The sequence below is a fragment of the Exiguobacterium sp. FD-YE-25-4 genome, assembly GCF_057004685.1.
Window position 1 is genome coordinate 332619 of record NZ_CM168041.1, and the last position, 16476, is coordinate 349094.

Consider the following 16476-nt stretch of genomic DNA (forward strand, 5'->3'; position numbering starts at 1 on the left):
ATGCGTGGGGCGTTGCTAAGCTGAAACTAGGAAGTGATCAAATGTACAAACAAGTAGCAGACTATCAATTTCATCAAACGGTTGAATGGTTGGAGCGCGTTGGTGGAGGATGGATGTTGTATTTGGCGCAAACCGGTTTTCTGTTTTTTGACGAGACGTTCCAAATCCGATGGGAACTCGAGTGGAAATGGGCACCGTGCGCACTATATATTGAGCCTCATGGCAGACGAGCCGTCGCGCTGTTTCGGGATTTACAGACATACGGAGTCATGGATTTAACAAACGGGACGATGGAACGTCATCCGATCCCACGGACGTTTCATGACGATTGGTTCAGTAACCTGCACCACTGGTCAGGAGACGACCTGTTTCTTTACTCGGCCGAATCAGACATTGTCGCTTTGAACTTGAACGACCACACGTTCCGGTATAGCCGCTACGAAGAGGTCCCCGAGTTCGGAAATATCATCGAACTTGCCTATCAGCCGACCTATGATTTCGAACGATTCACGGCACCGGGCCTCGTGACGCTGTACGACGAACCGAATCAACAGTTCGTAGTCGAGAATGTTGCGTCGAGCGCGTCTTGGATGATTCCATACGGAGGTGACCGCGATCTGGCCATCGTCGATCAAATCGGCGAGACGACCGCGATCACATCGATGACGTCGTTCCAACTGTTTGAACGCGATCGCGAAGTGTTCTCGTCTGAAGTGTGTGCTGAAACTGAATTACTGAAAGTCGTCTTATTGGACGAACCGGGCGACCGACTTGTCGTCTTGTCAACGCCACGCCGCTTTTGCCATAGTTGGCTTCAAGTGTTCGAGCGTTGACGCTCCTGGACCAGACCATGGTTCAGGATTTTTTTACGAAGACTTGGTGAATCCCCAAAAAAACGGGAACAGTCTTCTTAGATGGAGAGGAGTGGACAGGGATGGAACGATTAGGACAAGCGTTAGTCCGATGGCGCTACGCTGTCGTGTTGATTTGGACGGTATTGCTCGCGGTATCGGTATATTTCGGATTACAGTTGCCAAGTGAACTGCGCGGCAACGGGTTCGCAATCCAAGACGGGCGTTTCGCCCAAGTGGAAGATACGTTGAACGACCGGTTCGACCGGGCCGGTGCCTCGATGATCGTCTTGTTGGAAGGTGGGGACCTTGATACGGTCATCGAGCAGCAACGGGATCGACTCGCTGAAGTCGATGGGATCGATGGCGTGATCACGCCAGCCGAGAATCCCGATGCCCGCTCAGGGGACGCAGCTTACTTATTGCTCGAGTTCGAGGATTACGATACGGCCGAGGCGTCAATCGATGACGTTCGCAACGCCTTGATTCGAGATACAGATACAGACGTGCGATTGACCGGAGAGCCGGTGTTCGCGGATGACTTGAATGAAGCGTCGAAGAATGACTTGATTCGGGCCGAGTTGATTGGGATTCCGGTCGCGTTGCTCGTCCTCTTGCTCGTCTTCGGGACGCCGCTCGCCGCGGTCATGCCATTATTCGTTGGATTGATTACGTTCATCGTGGCTGCCGGCTCGTTGTTCTTCTTTGCCCAAACGATGGAACTATCCATTTTCGTCTTGAATGCGGTCGCGATGATTGCCATCGCGCTCGGCATTGATTTCTCCTTATTGCTCGTCAACCGGTACCGGGAAGAGCTCGCGAAAGGGAAATCACGTGAGGCGGCCATCGTCCGAACGGTCGCGACGGCCGGACGATCGATTCTATTCTCAGGACTTTGCGTCTTCGTCGGACTGGCCGGGTTGCTATTCATCCAAGTCGACGTGTTCCAAGCCATCGCGCTCGGGGCGTTGATTGCCGTCGCCGGTGCGGTCTTGTCCGCGCTCACGTTGTTGCCGTCTGCCCTATACATCGTCGGAGATGCGATCAATAAAGGGCGTCTCGTCAAGACGAATGAGACGCGTTCCGAGGTGCGGTGGCAGAAGTTGGCCCGCTTCGTCATGAGACGTCCCGTCACCATGACACTCGTCGCACTCTTGCTGCTACTGCCAAGCCTCTGGTTCGTTCGTGACCTCGAACTGAACATCCCGGACGCCGATGCGCTCCCGACCTCGTACGAGTCACGGGCCGCCCTTGAGCGGTGGGACGACGTGTTCGGAGAGACGTCGATCGATGCGGTGCTCTTGTTTGAGACGAATGACTTGACCGATTCGATGATTCTCGATGAATTGACCGCACTCACTGATGAGCTATCCGAGGATCCGATTGTCGACAACGTCACGACGTTCTTGACGGCATCCGGTCTCGAACCAGCCGAGTTCCAACAACTCGCTGAAGCGGCACCAGAGCAACTTGAGGCGTTCGATCGTCTCATCACGCTTGAAGGAAATACAGACCTTGCCCTCGTCAACGTCAGTTTCAACGTCCCGCCAAGTGATAAAGACGCGCAGGCGTTCGTCCGAGATTGGCGCGAGAACGGTTTTGACGTCGGGGGACCAGCCGCGTTCAACGAAGAAATCTATGAAGAGATTTATGACAGCATCCCATATGCGGTCGTGACCGTGATCTTGGCGACGATGGTCATTCTCATGTGGGCGTTCCGCTCGGTCTTGATTCCAATTAAGGCGATTATCATGAACGTGCTCGGTCTCGGGGCGACGTTCGGTCTGCTCGTCATCATCTTCGAATCGGGTTACGTGTATGACGCCGAGACGATCAGTATATTGACCCCGGTGTTTATCTTCTCGCTTGTGTTCGGCCTATCGATGGACTACGAGGTGTTCCTCGTCTCGCGGATTGAGGAATATTATCGGGAGACCGGGGATAACGATTACGCGACGGAGATGGGACTCGCCAAGACGAGTAAAATCATCACGTCGGCCGCGGTCATCATGATCGTCGTCACGGGGGCGTTCGCCTTCACCGGCGTCAGCCCGATTAAACAGCTCGGGGTCGGGATCGCGCTCGCCATCTTCATCGACGCGACAATCATTCGCATCTTGCTCGTACCATCTTTGATGAAAATGTTCGGGGACTGGAACTGGTGGTGGTTCGGGAAGAAAGATTTACCGAAACGTAATCTACACTAAATATACATTTAATGAAATAGTCCTGAAAATGTGTTAAAATAGTTTCATGATTACGCGCAATTTGGGAAAGGAAGGTCTTTATGGATACCGAGAGGACATGGCCTCTGTTTCAATTGCCGGACTTCTAGCGTTGAGTTTTTACAAGCGACATCAATGTAAAAATCAACAAACGGAAGATCGGAGATGGAACAGATGGAACCGCGGCTACGACTGAGGATCCTCCTCTCCGTTGAAAACGGGGAGGACAATCGGAATGAAACGAGTTGCTACCATAGTGCTCGGAACGCTAATCATGGCGTTCGGTTATTATTATTTGAATGAACAGTTTGGTTTGGCAGAAGGGGGCTTCGTCGGGCTAGCATTGCTCGGCCGCTATTTATTTGATATCGATCCAGCGATCTCGATGATCGTACTCGATATCCCCTTCTTTTTAATTGCCCTTTGGTGGAAGGGCTGGCGCTTCGTCGGACAAGCCGTGCTTGCCGCCGCGTCGTTATCGCTCAGTTATGCGATGTGGGACCGATTGGATTTACTCACATTCGACATTCAAGTCTGGCCGGCAACGTTGTTTGCCGCCATCGCGAGCGGGATTGTGACCGGTTACGGTCTCGGTCTCGTCTTGAAGTCAGGCGGGGCGACCGGAGGCGACGATTTATTCGCCCTCGGCCTATCGAAATGGACCGGCGTATCGGTCGGGACGATTCTCATCATATTTGATGTCATCGTTTTGGCGATCTCGCTCATCTATTTGCCGCTGTCGAACGCGCTTTACACGCTTCTCGCGGTCTCGATCGCAGGTCGTGTCGTCACGAAGATGTTGACGGACGATGTGGTCGAAGTAACCGTACCAAGTGTGACCAAACTAAAAACAAAAAACGATCTCGCGTGAGATCGTTTTTTGTTTTGTAAAATTTATCACAGTTTTACAGTCATCTTTCTTCTACACTAAACATAGAAGGAGGGAGTCACATGACATGGATGATTCCAAAACAGCACGGCGCTTGGTCGATGCTGATCTTACCGTTCTTACTCGGCGGTATCGTCGGAGGGTGGACGCTCGCGCACATCCCGTTCGCGATCGCTTGGTTATTCGTTTATATGGGCACGTTTTTCTTGTTCCAATACATTAAGCAACGGAAGAAGTCTAAGGAACTGTTGCGTACGGTCGTGACGTATTTGACGATTGCCACCGTCGCCGCCGTCCCGGTGTTTCTGTCCGAGTGGCGTCTCATTTGGTTTGTCCTTGCTATGATTCCGTTCGGACTCGTCAACGCCTATTTCGCCAAAATCAAAGACGAGCGCAACGTCTGGAACGACGTCAGCGCCGTCACCTCATTTTGTATCGGCGGGATGGCGAGTTATTATCTCGGAGCACGGGTCTTGGACGAGACAATGATGTGGATGTTCGTCTTGCCGTACTTATATTTCCTCGGAAGTATCTTTTTCGTCAAGACGATGATTCGAGAGAAAAAAAGTCTATTCTATCGAAACGTATCATGGGGGTATCATGGTTTGCTCGTCGCCACCTTCATCGCGTTCGGCTATCCGGTTTTGGCACTCGCTTACGCGCCAAGTCTCGTCCGGGCGGTCGCGTTCTACGGCAAAAAGATCCCCATCATGAAGATCGGGATCGTCGAAATCGCCAACTCGGTGTTCGTGCTCGGTTGTCTCAGCTGGTATTTATTTTCTTAAGAAGGGGCGACCCTTCTTTTTTTAATCGCTTGAAGCGCTGCTAGAGATGATGGCGACAGTCGTCGCGGCCGTTGCTGCCTGTTGCATGGCGAGCAGGTGGGCGAACGTCCCGTGTAACAGTAAATCGCTCGCGTCTTCCTTGATGTTGTTTGCCGCGACGAGTTGCAGGGCGACCGTCAACGCGTGGGTGTGGAACCAGCGATGCTGTTCCTTCTCGGCGTTCGTGATGTCAATCAGGTCGCGCTCGTCGTTGTCGTTCGGAGCCGCGACGATGGCCAAGAGGGCGAGCGCTGGCAGATGCTCGTTTTTGACAGCGATTGTTTGTCCTTGGAGCCGCGTGCGCCACTCGAGCAGGCGGTTGATGACCTCGTCTGAAGGCAAGTCGCTAAAAGCAAGTAGATGGGAGACGAGTTGGAGCTCGTTTGAGCGGGGCAACTCGGCTTTCAACGCTTCGTAATACGTCTCGATTCGTTCATTTAGCGCAACATGGTCATCGAACGCTTGGACGAGGACGAGGGCAGACAGAAGGTCTTCTTCGCTCGTCAGCCAAGGATGGTTTCGTTTGAACGTTTGATAGAGTGCGCTCGCCTCGTCAAGCCGGCGCTCGGGCTCATCGACGTTGATCAGTTGGCTCGCGATAAAGGGCCGCAACATACTGAAACGGAAGTGCTTCCGGTCGAGTAGCGTATCAAGCCGGAGTGCCTCGTCGATGGCAGATTCGATGTCTTCGTATTTGGCATCGAGGAACGACAGCCAGACGAAGTTATTGCTGCCTCGAAATTTCGAGAATATGCCGGTCTTCTGTTTCAGAACCGCTTGAGCGTGTTCGAACCGTTCCGAATCGAACGGGGTATCGTGCATGGCGTAGTTGATGGCCATCAAACGTCGGAAATCGTCAGTGAACCACTTTGTCGCTCCCCTGATTCCTTCGAGTGCTTCGAGGTAACGGGTGTAACGTGTCATCATCAGCAATTCCTCCTTTTGCTCCTTATACGAGTACAATCGAAAGAATGATTCAAAAACAGCCGCCCTGGATTCGTCCGGGGCGGCTGTTTGTTATTGGACTTGCGTATACAACTTCTGCATATACTCGTTCACTTCATCGGCCGCTTGGAACATCATGAATGAATGTTGCAAGATGATCTCTGGCGAGAAGCCGAGGTCGAGGTCGAGCGTCGAGGCGAGCGTGACATCACGGTCGCTATCGAGTACGCAACGGAAGTATTTGAACTCTTGGTTGAACTCGTTCAAGGCGTTAAGAATCGGTAGGTCTTCCACGTAGTCCGGCACGTGTGTGACTGTCGCGGCATAAAGTTCCGCATCCGTCGTCTTTTTATTGAAGGCGATAATCATAACGGGCTGAGCCCCGGATTTAGTCGTTTCACGCGTCAAGAATGTGACGTGCGTTTCAGTCTCGCTCTCTTTGAACGTCATATTGCGTTCAGCGACGAGCGCTTTAAATGATTCTACTTTTTCTTCGAAGTTCACAAACAAGTCCCCCTTAAAAGTCGTTACTCTAACTTTCTCCCATTTGCGGAGGGAAAGCAAGGGGAACTAGCGTTTCATCAACATTTTGATGGCTTCTTCGACGGTTTCTGACGTATCTTCGCCATCTTCTTGGGCGGTGATGATGCACTGCTCCAAGTTCTTCGCGACGATGATGGTCGAAGCACGGTCGAGTGCCGAACGAGCCGCGCTCAACTGCGTCACGACGTCGCGGCACTCTTTCCCTTCTTCCATCATACGGATGATGGCCCGGATTTGTCCTTCGACTCGTTTCATCCGGTTCAATACTTTCGCATCGTATTGATACTGTTCCATTAGATTCACCTCTATATTCAAATCGTTCAGTAACCCAACTATTTATTGTGTAGTCTCATCTTAATACGTGGGGGAGTATGTGTCGAGCCACAACGTTTGAGATAAAGATTTTTTGAAAGTTTACCATTTCGTCAAACAAATCCCTTGCAATCGAATACCATAGGGGGTATATTAATGACGTGGAAGCGATATGTTCAACGAATCACAAACTTTCGTCGGACGCCCGCTACCAAGATGACGAATAAATAAGTGAAACATCATAGATTAAAAGGATGGGTAAATAACATGAAAGCATCTGCTTTAAAACGTCAAATGGATTTTGAAGTACCAGTGAACATCGTCGACGTTCGTGAACGTGACGAGTTCCAAGAAGCGCACATTGCTGGCGCGAGCAATTATCCGCTATCTGAAATTTCGGAATGGATCGAGACACTCGACCCTGAAGAAGAATACATCGTTCTCTGCCGTTCAGGTGCTCGCAGCACGCAAGCAACTTGGCAAATGGAAGCGAAAGGTTATAAAGTGGTCAATATAGAAGATGGCTTGATGAGCTGGCCTGGTGAAGTCGTCAAAGGAGGAAATGAGCAATGAGTAAAAAAATCGTAATCGTCGGTGGAGTCGCCGGTGGCGCTTCAGCAGCCGCACGCCTTCGTCGCTTAAATGAAGAGAACCAAATCGTCATGTTCGACCGAGGCGAATACATTTCGTTCGCGAACTGTGGGCTTCCATATTACATTGGTGACGTGATTCAAGATCGTCAAAAATTGCTCGTCCAAACCGTTGAAGGGATGAATAAACGTTTCCAACTCGATATCCGTAACTTGACGGAAGTGACAAAAATCAATCGTGCCGAGAAGACGGTGTCGGTGAAAAACGTCAAGACGGGCGAAACATACGATGAGTCGTACGACGTACTCGTCTTGTCACCAGGAGCGAAACCGATTCGTCCGAACATCCCTGGAATTGAAGAAGCAGAAGACATCTTCACGCTCCGCAACATTCCAGATACGGATAAAATCCGCAGCTACGTTGACGACAAAGCGCCGAAACACGCGACAGTCATCGGTGGCGGTTTCATCGGGATCGAAATGGCTGAAAACTTACGTGAGCGCGGCGTCGAGGTCACACTCGTCGAGATGGCCGACCAAGTTATGACACCGCTCGATCGTGAGATGGTATCACCTGTTCACGAACATATGCGTCTCCATGGCGTCGACCTTCAGCTTTCTGACGGTGTCGATTCGTTCTCTGAGAAAGGGAAACGTGTCCACTTGAAGAGCGGTCGCGTCATCGATACCGATATGGTCGTCTTGTCAATCGGCGTCGTGCCAGAATCGTCAATCGCAACGGAATCAGGACTTGAAACAGGCATCCGCGGCGCCATCCGCGTCAACGAGAAGATGCTCACGTCAGACCCGAACATCTACGCGATCGGAGATGCTGTTGAAGTACTCGATTATGTCTTCCAAGAGCCGACGGTCGTTCCGCTTGCATGGCCGGCCAACCGCCAAGGCCGTCTTGTCGCCGATATCATCAACGGTCGTGACGTTAAATATAACGGAACGATGGGGACTGGGATCGCCAAAGTATTCGATATGACAGTTGCTTCGACAGGTTGGAACGAAAAACGTTTAACAGCAGCTGGTAAAGAATTCGAAGCCGTTCACGTGCACCCGGGTTCACATGCGGGTTATTACCCAGGATCGACACCAGTATCACTCAAACTCTTGTTCCATCCGACGACAGGTGAAATCTACGGCGCGCAAGGCGTGGGGATGAACGGCGTCGATAAACGAATCGATGTGATTGCGACAGCGATGAAAGGTGGCTTGACGGTCCTTGACCTTCCAGACCTTGAACTCAGCTACGCACCACCGTTCAGCTCAGCGAAAGATCCAGTCAACATGATCGGTTACGTCGCGTCGAACGTCGTTCTCGGCGATAACGAAGTCGTGCACTGGAACGAGATTGACGAGTTGGTCCAAAACGGCGCGACATTGCTCGACGTCCGTGACGAGTCAGAACATGAACTTGGCAAAATTCCTGGTTCAATCAACGTTCCGCTCAACTCGCTACGCGATCACTTGGACAACTACAGCAAAGACGAAACGATTTATGTGACGTGCCAAGTCGGGCTTCGCGGCTATCTCGCATCCCGTATCTTGCGTCAAAACGGCTTCAAGGTGAAAAACTTGAGCGGTGGCTACAAAACATGGTCACAAGTAAAACGTGATTTTGATGCCATTGAGGCAGGCACGAAGGCAGCCAATGAGACTGCCGCAACAGTAACGGAGGAGGCACCACCAGCAATGACGAATGAACCAGTCGGGGAACCGATTTTCCTAGATACGTGCGGTCTGCAATGCCCGGGACCAATCTTAGAAGTAAATAAAAAAGTAGCCGAGCTCGGCGAAGGCGAGACGCTTCGTGTCCTCGCGAGTGACCCTGGTTTCTTTGCAGACATCGAAGCATGGGCGAAGAAAACCGGCAACAAGCTCGTCTCGAAACAGTTCGTGAACGGTCGCGTGGAAGCGATTCTTCAAAAAGGTAATGGTCCTGCGGCTGTACAAGCAGGGGCACCGGCGACAGACGGCGCATCGATGGTCGTCTTCAGCGGAGACCTCGACCGCGCGCTCGCTTCGTTCATCATCGCCCAAGGTGCGGCGGCGATGGGCAAAGACGTGACGATGTTCTTCACATTCTGGGGACTCAACGTCATTCGTAAGCCAGATGCACCGGAAGTGAAGAAACAAGGTCTCGAGAAGATGTTCGGCATGATGATGCCATCGCATGCGGGTGAACTTCCACTCTCGAACATGAACTTCGGTGGAGTTGGTCAAAAGATGATGAAAAAAGTGATGAGCGACAAAAATGTGCCATCACTTGACGAAATGATCAAATCGGCTCAAGAAGCAGGCGTCAAAATGGTCGCTTGTACGATGTCGATGGACGTCATGGGAATCAAAGAAGAAGAGTTGATCGACGGCATCGATCTCGGTGGTGTGGCAGCATACCTCGGGGCGGCTGAAGGCGGCAACTTGAACCTCTTCATCTAATCAAATGATGCAGGATGGGCGATCGGTCACTTGACCGGTCGCTTTTTCTGTGGTTCGACAGCTCATGTGAAATTTGTCGAAAAGGATTGCAATTCTTAGACGTTTTTCCTATAATTCTACTCATGTAAAGAAAGTTGACATAACTTTTTCTTATAACTCATACATACACGGAGGATTTAAAGATGGAGAAATTCGTAGAAGGTCTCGTTTCATCAGCCAACGACTTGCTTTGGTCGTCAGTGCTAATCGTTGTCCTTGTTGCCTTAGGTTTGTACTTCACCGTCCGGATGGGGTTTGTCCAGTTCCGGATGTTGCCTGAAATGTTCCGCCTCTTGTTCAAAGACGGCATGAAACGTGAAAAAGGCCAAGTCTCGTCATTCCAAGCGTTCGCGATCGGGACAGCAGCCCGCGTCGGAACGGGTAACATCGCCGGTGTCGCGACAGCAATCGCGCTCGGAGGTCCAGGAGCCGTCTTTTGGATGTGGCTCATCGCCCTCATCGGATCGGCTTCGGCGTTCGTAGAAAGTACGCTCGCACAAGTCTACAAGATTCGGGACGGACGCACATGGCGTGGAGGCCCGGCGTACTATATGGAGCGCGCCCTCGGTCAACGTTGGCTCGGGATCTTGTTCGCGATTCTCATCACGTTCTCGTTCGGATTTGCGTTCAACTCGGTACAGTCGAACACAATCTCGCTCTCGATGAGCAATCAGTTCGGCGTGAGCACGACGACAGTCGGTCTCGTCTTGGCCGTCGTCACAGCCATCGTCATCTTCGGTGGGATTCAGTCGATCGCCGTGCTCTCGAGTATCATCGTCCCGGTCATGGCCGGTGGCTATATCTTGCTCGCAGGATGGGTCATGATTTCAAACGCATCATTGTTGCCGGAAGTGTTCGGTTTGATTTTCTCAGAAGGCGTGTTCGGTCTGCAGCAACTGTTCGGCGGTGCCATCGGAGCGATGGTGCTCCAAGGAATTCGTCGCGGTCTCTTCTCGAACGAAGCCGGAATGGGTTCTGCCCCGAACGCGGCGGCGACAGCGGAAGTATCACACCCGGTCAAGCAAGGCTTGATTCAATCGTTCAGCGTCTTCGTCGATACGCTTCTCGTCTGTACGTCGACAGCGATGATCATCTTGTTGTCAGGTGTAGCCGGATCGGAGTCGTTCGCAGGTGTTGAATTGACACAAGCGGCGCTTACGGCTGAGATTGGTCCGATGGCGACATCGTTCCTCACGATCGCGATTTTCTTGTTCGCGTTCAGCTCGATTCTTGGAAACTACTACTACGGCGAGACGAACATCCAGTTCATCTCGGATAAAAAGATTTACGTCACGCTCTACCGCATCGGTGTCGTCGGTATGGTCCTCTTCGGAGCCGTCCGTTCGGCCGGTCTCGTCTGGTCGATTGCGGACGTGTTCATGGGCCTTATGGCGCTCGTCAACTTGTATGCGATTTTCCGTCTCGCGAAAGTCGCTCGTCTCGTCCTCGACGATTACTTGGAGCAACGCCGTCAAGGTGATGACCCTGTATTCTACGCCGATTCGATCGACAACTTGCCAGGCCGCGAGTACATCGAGGCTTGGGAGACGGCAGAAGAGGAAGAAGTCAAGACAGGCACGATTCGTTCATAAGCGACAAACCGTCTACGAAAACACGTAGGCGGTTTTTTTGCGCCTAAAAGATGGGTAAACTGAAGAAAAGGGGGGCGTTCAATCATGGAGACGACACATTATATACGCATTTCCCCAGAAGTATGGGTCTCGTTCGGGCAAGACCCGGAAATGATTTTAGATTGGCTGTTGCACGTTCACGCTCAACAGCGTGACACGTATGAGACGTTGACGCTCCCGAACATTGAACGCTTCCAAAAAATTCTCGGGCAAATCGAAGTCTATATCGATGGGGATGACACGTATAACTTGGAGATGGCGGTCATTGGGGAAGAGTTGATCGTCAACGAGAAGCAGGCGGTCGTCGTCGGGATTTTGACGCCGCAACTGCTCCACATCGTCAAAGACGCGATGAACGCGTTCACGAAAGAGGATGTCGCCGACATGGCGTTCGTCGACCATGAAGGCCTCGATGATGTATGGCTCAAATGGACGTTGTTGAAACGATTCTGCGAAGAAGCGATTGAACGGGACGAGCTCGTGTTGATTTATTATGAGTAATATCGCCTAAATGGTATAATTAGGAAAGATGTCAGTCACTTCTAGTCTCGATTCACGTGAACTAATGGGGGAGAAGTGCTACAAGTGTGATGATTATGGGGGTTCGCTGAATGTTATCTTGGTTAGGTATAACGAATGCAGATGAGACAAATCAAACTGAACGTCAATTTTTCGCGAATGTGAAGAAAAAAACGATCACTTTAATTCTACTTACGGCTTTAATCGCACTCTATGGCGTTAAGGTTTTGTTAACTTACCTAATCCCGGCCTCATATTTGGCCGACCCAATTGTCGCCGTTCTACCAGGTACCGTAGGCGTTTTGGTTTCTATAGTCTACGTCTTGGTCGCGGAACGAATTCTACAGGACAACGCCAAACACTAGTCATACCATTTAGACAAAAAACTCGACGCCGCAGCGCCGAGTTTTTTGTCTTATTTCAATGCCGTCTCAAGCGCTTTGACGTTCTCGCGCATGAGATCAAAGTAACTCTTGTCCATCTGTTCTTTCGTGACCGATTCCAAGTTATAGATCGTCACCGTCTCCGCGCCGATCTCATTTTGAACGACCTGGGCGACTTTCGGGGTAACCGTGTCCTCGAAGGCGATGTATTTCAAATCATGAAGTTGAGCCTCTTCGATGACGCGCTTCAACGCCTGTTGTGACGGTTCTTCCGAAGGTGTGAGACCTGCGATTGGGAGTTGGTCGAATCCGTAGCGCTCCGCTAGGTAGCCATAGGCGGCGTGCGTCACGAGTAGCTCTGACTTCGAACCGCCCTCGACTGCCGCTTTCAGCTCGGCGTCGAGCGTGTCGGCTTCTTCTTTGAAGACGCTCAAGCGATCCGCAAACTCATCTTTATAGTCAGGGGACTGTTCGCTGAAGGCCGCTTCGACCGCTTCGGCCATCGAGACGGCATTCATTGGGTCGAGCCAGACGTGTGGGTCGTATTGACCGTGGTTATGGCCATCATCTTCACTATGACCGGCTTCTTCCTCGGCATGGTCATCGTCCTCATGTCCGTGCTCGTCTTCTTCACTATGCTCGTCCTCGCCGTGGACGTGGACCGTGTCATCAGCCGATAAAAGGGTGATGTCTTCGGCCGTCTTCACGAACGTGACGTTCTCATTGGCCAAGCTTTTCTCCATCGACTCGACGTATGGCTCGAGGTCATGGCCGACCGTCAAGAACAAGTCCGCTTCAGCGATGTCTGTCATTTGCTTTGAGGTCGGCTCGTACGTGTGCGGGTCGGCACCAGGCGGGATGACCATCTCGACGCGGACGCGGTCGCCGCCAATCTCCTCGGCGAATGATTTCAACGCGAACGTCGACGCATATACGGTCAACTGGTCGTTGGCTTCCTCTGTGGCACCGCCCTCTTCATTGCTTGCGCAACCACCTAATAAAAGTGTCCCGGCAGCGGCGACACCTAACAGTTTTTTGTTCATAACCCTCTCCACCTGTCCTCTCTATATAAAACCTTTAAATCGTAACCGTTACGTTCTGAGACTGCGTTTTATATTATAGGGGGCGAATGCGAACACGTCAAGTCCGACTTCAGATGGATGGTTTTTCGAGAAAAAGGGAATATGATTAAAAAAAGAACGAGGAGTGGATGTATATGAGAAAGGAGACCGCCTGGTTCGTCGGTGGTGCGGCGCTCGCAGCTGCCACCGCAGCCGGGGCAAGCGTATGGAACCAATACGGATCGCTCGTGCGTTGGCAAGAGCCCGAGTTGCCGGTGCGTCCCTCGACCCGTAAACGCCGGACTCACACGTACAAGATTGTCAATGACCGTCCGCTCCAATTTGATGTGTACTACCCGCCCGGCGAAGGACCGTTCCCGGTCGCAGTCTATGCACACGGCGGGGCATTCGTTCGAGGGAATCGAGGCATGGTGACGTTGTTCCATCCATTGCTCGACCACTTCCTCGCCAAAGGATTCGCGGTCATCAGCATCGATTATCGTCTGTTCGAGGACGGGGTCTATTTCCCGGACAACATCATCGACGTCTCCGATGCGCTTTGCTATCTCAAACAACACGACGGTCTGCTCAATCTTGACATCGACAAATTGATTGTCTGGGGCGACTCGGCAGGCGCGGCCCTTGTCCTTGCGACAGCACTCGACCGAAGCAAGCAGTTTATAGGAGAACTCGGCGATGACGTGCCGCCGGTGAAAGGTGTCATCGCCCTTTATCCGCCGACGAACTTCTTGTTGTTCAAGTTCATCCAGACGTGGCTCGCCCATTTGAAGTTTTACGAAGGCAGTCGTGAGGCGTGGCGCGAACTGATGGTGAAGTGTTCTCCGGTCACGCATCTGTACGATGATGCCCCGCCGATTCTCCTTTTGCACGGGAAAAAAGACCCCATCGTTCCGTTCGGACAAGCGCTCCATTTCGTGGAGCATGCGAGCGAGGTCGGCGCGAACGTGCAATTGATTTCTTTTCCGAACGGCACCCATTCGTTAGCGAGTTTCCTCCAATCCGATAACCCGATCAAAGAAACACAACTCATGGCCCGGATCGATCGTTTCATCGATGACGCGATGATGTGACGTTGCGCTTTTTTTCAAAGATGGTACGATGGGGTAGGATTTAGGAATCAAAAAGGAGTGACTCGTGTGACAGAACTTTGTTTGGTCCGACATGGTCAGACCGATTGGAATTTTCAAGAAATCATTCAGGGGCGGGAAGATATCCCGCTCAACGCACTCGGACATCGGCAGGCCGAAGAGAGTGCGGCCTTTTTAAGCCAAGAATCATGGGACGTGATCGTCGCGAGCCCGCTTTCGCGAGCGATGGATACGGCCCGCTACATCGCAGAGGCGTGCGGCATCGACCCAGGCGTAATCATTCAAGACGAACGGTTCATCGAGCGGGAGTTCGGTCATGCGTCGGGAAAACCGGTGCCTGGCATTTACGAAGCTGTCCAAGCCGATGATCAAGATCGCGTCCCGGGTCTCGAGTCAGAAGATGAGATGCGGGCCCGGGTCTTGAGCGGCATGGAAGACATCGTCGAGGCACATGCTGGAAAACGTATCATCGTCGTCTGTCATTCACATGCAATTAAAGCCGCCTTATCGGCGATTGACGACACGTATACGTTCCGCCACGCCATGCGCAACGCCTGCTCGAATTATATCGAATATCAAGAGGGTCAGTTCGTGGTCAAGGCGGTCAATGTCGCCGACCATATTACGAATGTGATCGTCGCGAAGTGAGGAGAAGTTCATGACGACATTGCTCTGGATTTTCATCATCGCATCATTTGTTGTCGCGTTCGCGGGTCTGATCTATCCGGTCATCCCGAGCGTCTTGTTCTTATTCATCGGTTATATGATTTACGGTTTTGGATTCTCGTTCGAGCCGCTCACATGGACGTTCTGGCTTTGGCAAACCGTATTTTTGATCTTCTTGTTCGTAGTCGACTATATCGTCACTCGGGCGACGGTTGATAAACGAGGCGGTTCCGAACGGGCGAAGTGGGGAGCGACGATCGGATTGATCGCAGGTCCGTTCATCTTCCCGCTCGTCGGCGTGCTCATCTTCCCGTTCATCTTCGCGTTTCTAGCGGAGCTCACGCTCGGTAAATCGACGCGTGAGGCGTGGAGTATCGGTGTCGGGACGGTACTTGCTTTCCTTGGAAGTACGATGCTCAAAGTCGTCGGAATGACGATGATGGTCATCTTGTTTTTCATCTACATTTGAGGCGGAGAAATTTCTTCGCCTTTTTGGGTTGAGATATTTGAAAAAACGGGGAAAGAAAAACAAGACCGTTCGACTTATTCGAACGATCCTGTCTTAACGAGCTGAGTGAAGGCGGAGCGGCTGAACGACTGCTGTTGCTCCATTTGTTTTTCGAAGAAGGACGGTTTGAGCTCGGCGTTCGCCACGCCTTCGGAAATCAACGAATCGAGTACTTGCTTCGTCGTGTCTTGTTTCGGCAACAACATGAGCCCTTCGGCGACGAACGTGTGATGGTCGCTTAGCGACCGTTCACTCGTGAACGTCAAGGCGAGGGCGGCCGGCCGGTTCGATGGAGACGTGATGACGGCCTCGGCGAGAAGCAGGATTCGTTTATTCAAGTAATGATGAAGCGTGACGGCAAATTCAGTCGGTACGAGCATCTCGAGGAGCCATTCGTTGTCGTGCTCTTTTGAGATGATCAACCCATCGAGCAGTTCGACGGGCAGGTTCAACTCGTTGCCGTACTCGTCTTGGACGAGGCGAACTTGGACTAGGCGGAACGTTTTCATCGTATCGATCCCTTCCACATTTTCTTTAACTCATCTTAACACAGTCTGATTCGAAGATTGTGTTACGATAGCGGGGAAGCGACGTAAAAAAAATAGAGGACAAGGAGGCATCAAGATGAGTTGGGTTGTTGGCATAATCGGGTATATCGCGATTCTAGCAATCGGTTATTATGGTGTCCTTTTCTTCAAAGTAAAGCAGGAGCGGAGTCGGGCCGGATATCGAATCTTCCTCTTGCTCGCGGGCTTGTTCTTCGTGAGCGGGAGTGACTATATCATCGCGTTGTTCCGAGGGGATACGGAAGCGACGTTTTGGCAACGGACCGTTTACTTCATATTGATTTTGATCTCTCTTTCGATCGCCCTTTACTTTCGGAGAAAAGAAGATAAAATCCATGCGAATGAGATGACGACGGCATAAAAACAA

The 16476-nt window shown here is 51.7% G+C and carries 17 protein-coding genes; 12 read left to right on the forward strand and 5 right to left on the reverse strand.

The window, feature by feature from the left end:
• The first annotated feature begins 41 nt into the window (after positions 1 to 41).
• The 4 genes from AC13H5_RS01700 to AC13H5_RS01715 all read left to right on the forward strand — a co-directional run bounded on the left by AC13H5_RS01700 (position 42) and on the right by AC13H5_RS01715 (position 4750).
• Positions 42 to 833, forward strand: a complete 792-nt coding sequence (locus AC13H5_RS01700) for a hypothetical protein (RefSeq protein ID WP_214797440.1) — start codon at positions 42 to 44, stop codon at positions 831 to 833.
• A gap of 101 nt (positions 834 to 934) precedes the next feature.
• Positions 935 to 3058 carry an MMPL family transporter gene (locus AC13H5_RS01705; protein WP_483546191.1) on the forward strand — a complete coding sequence of 708 codons (2124 nt, stop codon included), beginning with the start codon at positions 935 to 937 and terminating at the stop codon, positions 3056 to 3058.
• Positions 3059 to 3311: 253 nt separating this feature from the next.
• Positions 3312 to 3947: a YitT family protein gene (locus AC13H5_RS01710; protein WP_034780845.1), complete on the forward strand. Its 636-nt coding sequence runs from the start codon at positions 3312 to 3314 to the stop codon at positions 3945 to 3947.
• A gap of 80 nt (positions 3948 to 4027) precedes the next feature.
• Positions 4028 to 4750 carry a YwiC-like family protein gene (locus AC13H5_RS01715; RefSeq protein WP_214797442.1) on the forward strand — a complete coding sequence of 241 codons (723 nt, stop codon included), beginning with the start codon at positions 4028 to 4030 and terminating at the stop codon, positions 4748 to 4750.
• Between the two features lie 21 nt (positions 4751 to 4771).
• Here the strand turns inward: AC13H5_RS01715 and AC13H5_RS01720 are convergent, their stop codons facing one another.
• The 3 genes from AC13H5_RS01720 to AC13H5_RS01730 form a co-directional block, all read right to left on the reverse strand.
• On the reverse strand, positions 4772 to 5716 hold the full coding sequence (locus tag AC13H5_RS01720) for a DUF4003 family protein (RefSeq protein ID WP_251131384.1): 945 nt from the start codon (positions 5714 to 5716) through the stop codon (positions 4772 to 4774).
• Positions 5717 to 5806: 90 nt separating this feature from the next.
• Entirely contained in the window at positions 5807 to 6238 is a 432-nt protein-coding gene (locus AC13H5_RS01725; RefSeq protein ID WP_016509669.1) for a type III secretion system chaperone family protein, read from the reverse strand.
• A 66-nt stretch (positions 6239 to 6304) separates the two neighbouring features.
• Positions 6305 to 6571, reverse strand: coding sequence for a metal-sensitive transcriptional regulator (locus tag AC13H5_RS01730; RefSeq protein WP_138860044.1), 267 nt, complete (start codon positions 6569 to 6571; stop codon positions 6305 to 6307).
• A gap of 285 nt (positions 6572 to 6856) precedes the next feature.
• Between AC13H5_RS01730 and AC13H5_RS01735 the strand changes: the two genes are divergently transcribed.
• From AC13H5_RS01735 to AC13H5_RS01750, 4 genes are all read left to right on the forward strand, one after another.
• Entirely contained in the window at positions 6857 to 7162 is a 306-nt protein-coding gene (locus AC13H5_RS01735; protein WP_214797443.1) for a rhodanese-like domain-containing protein, read from the forward strand.
• A complete protein-coding gene (locus AC13H5_RS01740; protein WP_483546192.1) occupies positions 7159 to 9627 on the forward strand; it encodes a CoA-disulfide reductase in 2469 nt (822 codons plus the stop codon). The genes AC13H5_RS01735 and AC13H5_RS01740 overlap by 4 nt, the downstream gene beginning before the upstream one ends.
• A gap of 182 nt (positions 9628 to 9809) precedes the next feature.
• Positions 9810 to 11258, forward strand: coding sequence for an alanine/glycine:cation symporter family protein (locus tag AC13H5_RS01745; RefSeq protein WP_034780850.1), 1449 nt, complete (start codon positions 9810 to 9812; stop codon positions 11256 to 11258).
• 84 nt (positions 11259 to 11342) lie between these two features.
• Entirely contained in the window at positions 11343 to 11798 is a 456-nt protein-coding gene (locus AC13H5_RS01750) for a DUF1877 family protein (protein WP_034780851.1), read from the forward strand.
• A gap of 433 nt (positions 11799 to 12231) precedes the next feature.
• Here AC13H5_RS01750 and AC13H5_RS01755 read toward each other — a convergent pair whose 3' ends face one another.
• Entirely contained in the window at positions 12232 to 13242 is a 1011-nt protein-coding gene (locus tag AC13H5_RS01755; RefSeq protein ID WP_034780853.1) for a metal ABC transporter solute-binding protein, Zn/Mn family, read from the reverse strand.
• Between the two features lie 173 nt (positions 13243 to 13415).
• Between AC13H5_RS01755 and AC13H5_RS01760 the strand changes: the two genes are divergently transcribed.
• The 3 genes from AC13H5_RS01760 to AC13H5_RS01770 all read left to right on the forward strand — a co-directional run bounded on the left by AC13H5_RS01760 (position 13416) and on the right by AC13H5_RS01770 (position 15504).
• A complete protein-coding gene (locus AC13H5_RS01760; RefSeq protein ID WP_034780854.1) occupies positions 13416 to 14351 on the forward strand; it encodes an alpha/beta hydrolase in 936 nt (311 codons plus the stop codon).
• A 66-nt stretch (positions 14352 to 14417) separates the two neighbouring features.
• Positions 14418 to 15017, forward strand: a complete 600-nt coding sequence (locus AC13H5_RS01765) for a histidine phosphatase family protein (RefSeq protein WP_214797446.1) — start codon at positions 14418 to 14420, stop codon at positions 15015 to 15017.
• A 10-nt stretch (positions 15018 to 15027) separates the two neighbouring features.
• Positions 15028 to 15504: a DUF456 domain-containing protein gene (locus AC13H5_RS01770; RefSeq protein WP_034780856.1), complete on the forward strand. Its 477-nt coding sequence runs from the start codon at positions 15028 to 15030 to the stop codon at positions 15502 to 15504.
• 74 nt (positions 15505 to 15578) lie between these two features.
• Here AC13H5_RS01770 and AC13H5_RS01775 read toward each other — a convergent pair whose 3' ends face one another.
• Positions 15579 to 16052, reverse strand: coding sequence for a YwpF family protein (locus AC13H5_RS01775; protein WP_034780942.1), 474 nt, complete (start codon positions 16050 to 16052; stop codon positions 15579 to 15581).
• 115 nt (positions 16053 to 16167) lie between these two features.
• Here AC13H5_RS01775 and AC13H5_RS01780 point away from each other — a divergent pair, with 115 nt between their 5' ends.
• Positions 16168 to 16470: a hypothetical protein gene (locus AC13H5_RS01780; protein WP_034780857.1), complete on the forward strand. Its 303-nt coding sequence runs from the start codon at positions 16168 to 16170 to the stop codon at positions 16468 to 16470.
• Positions 16471 to 16476 lie beyond the last annotated feature (6 nt).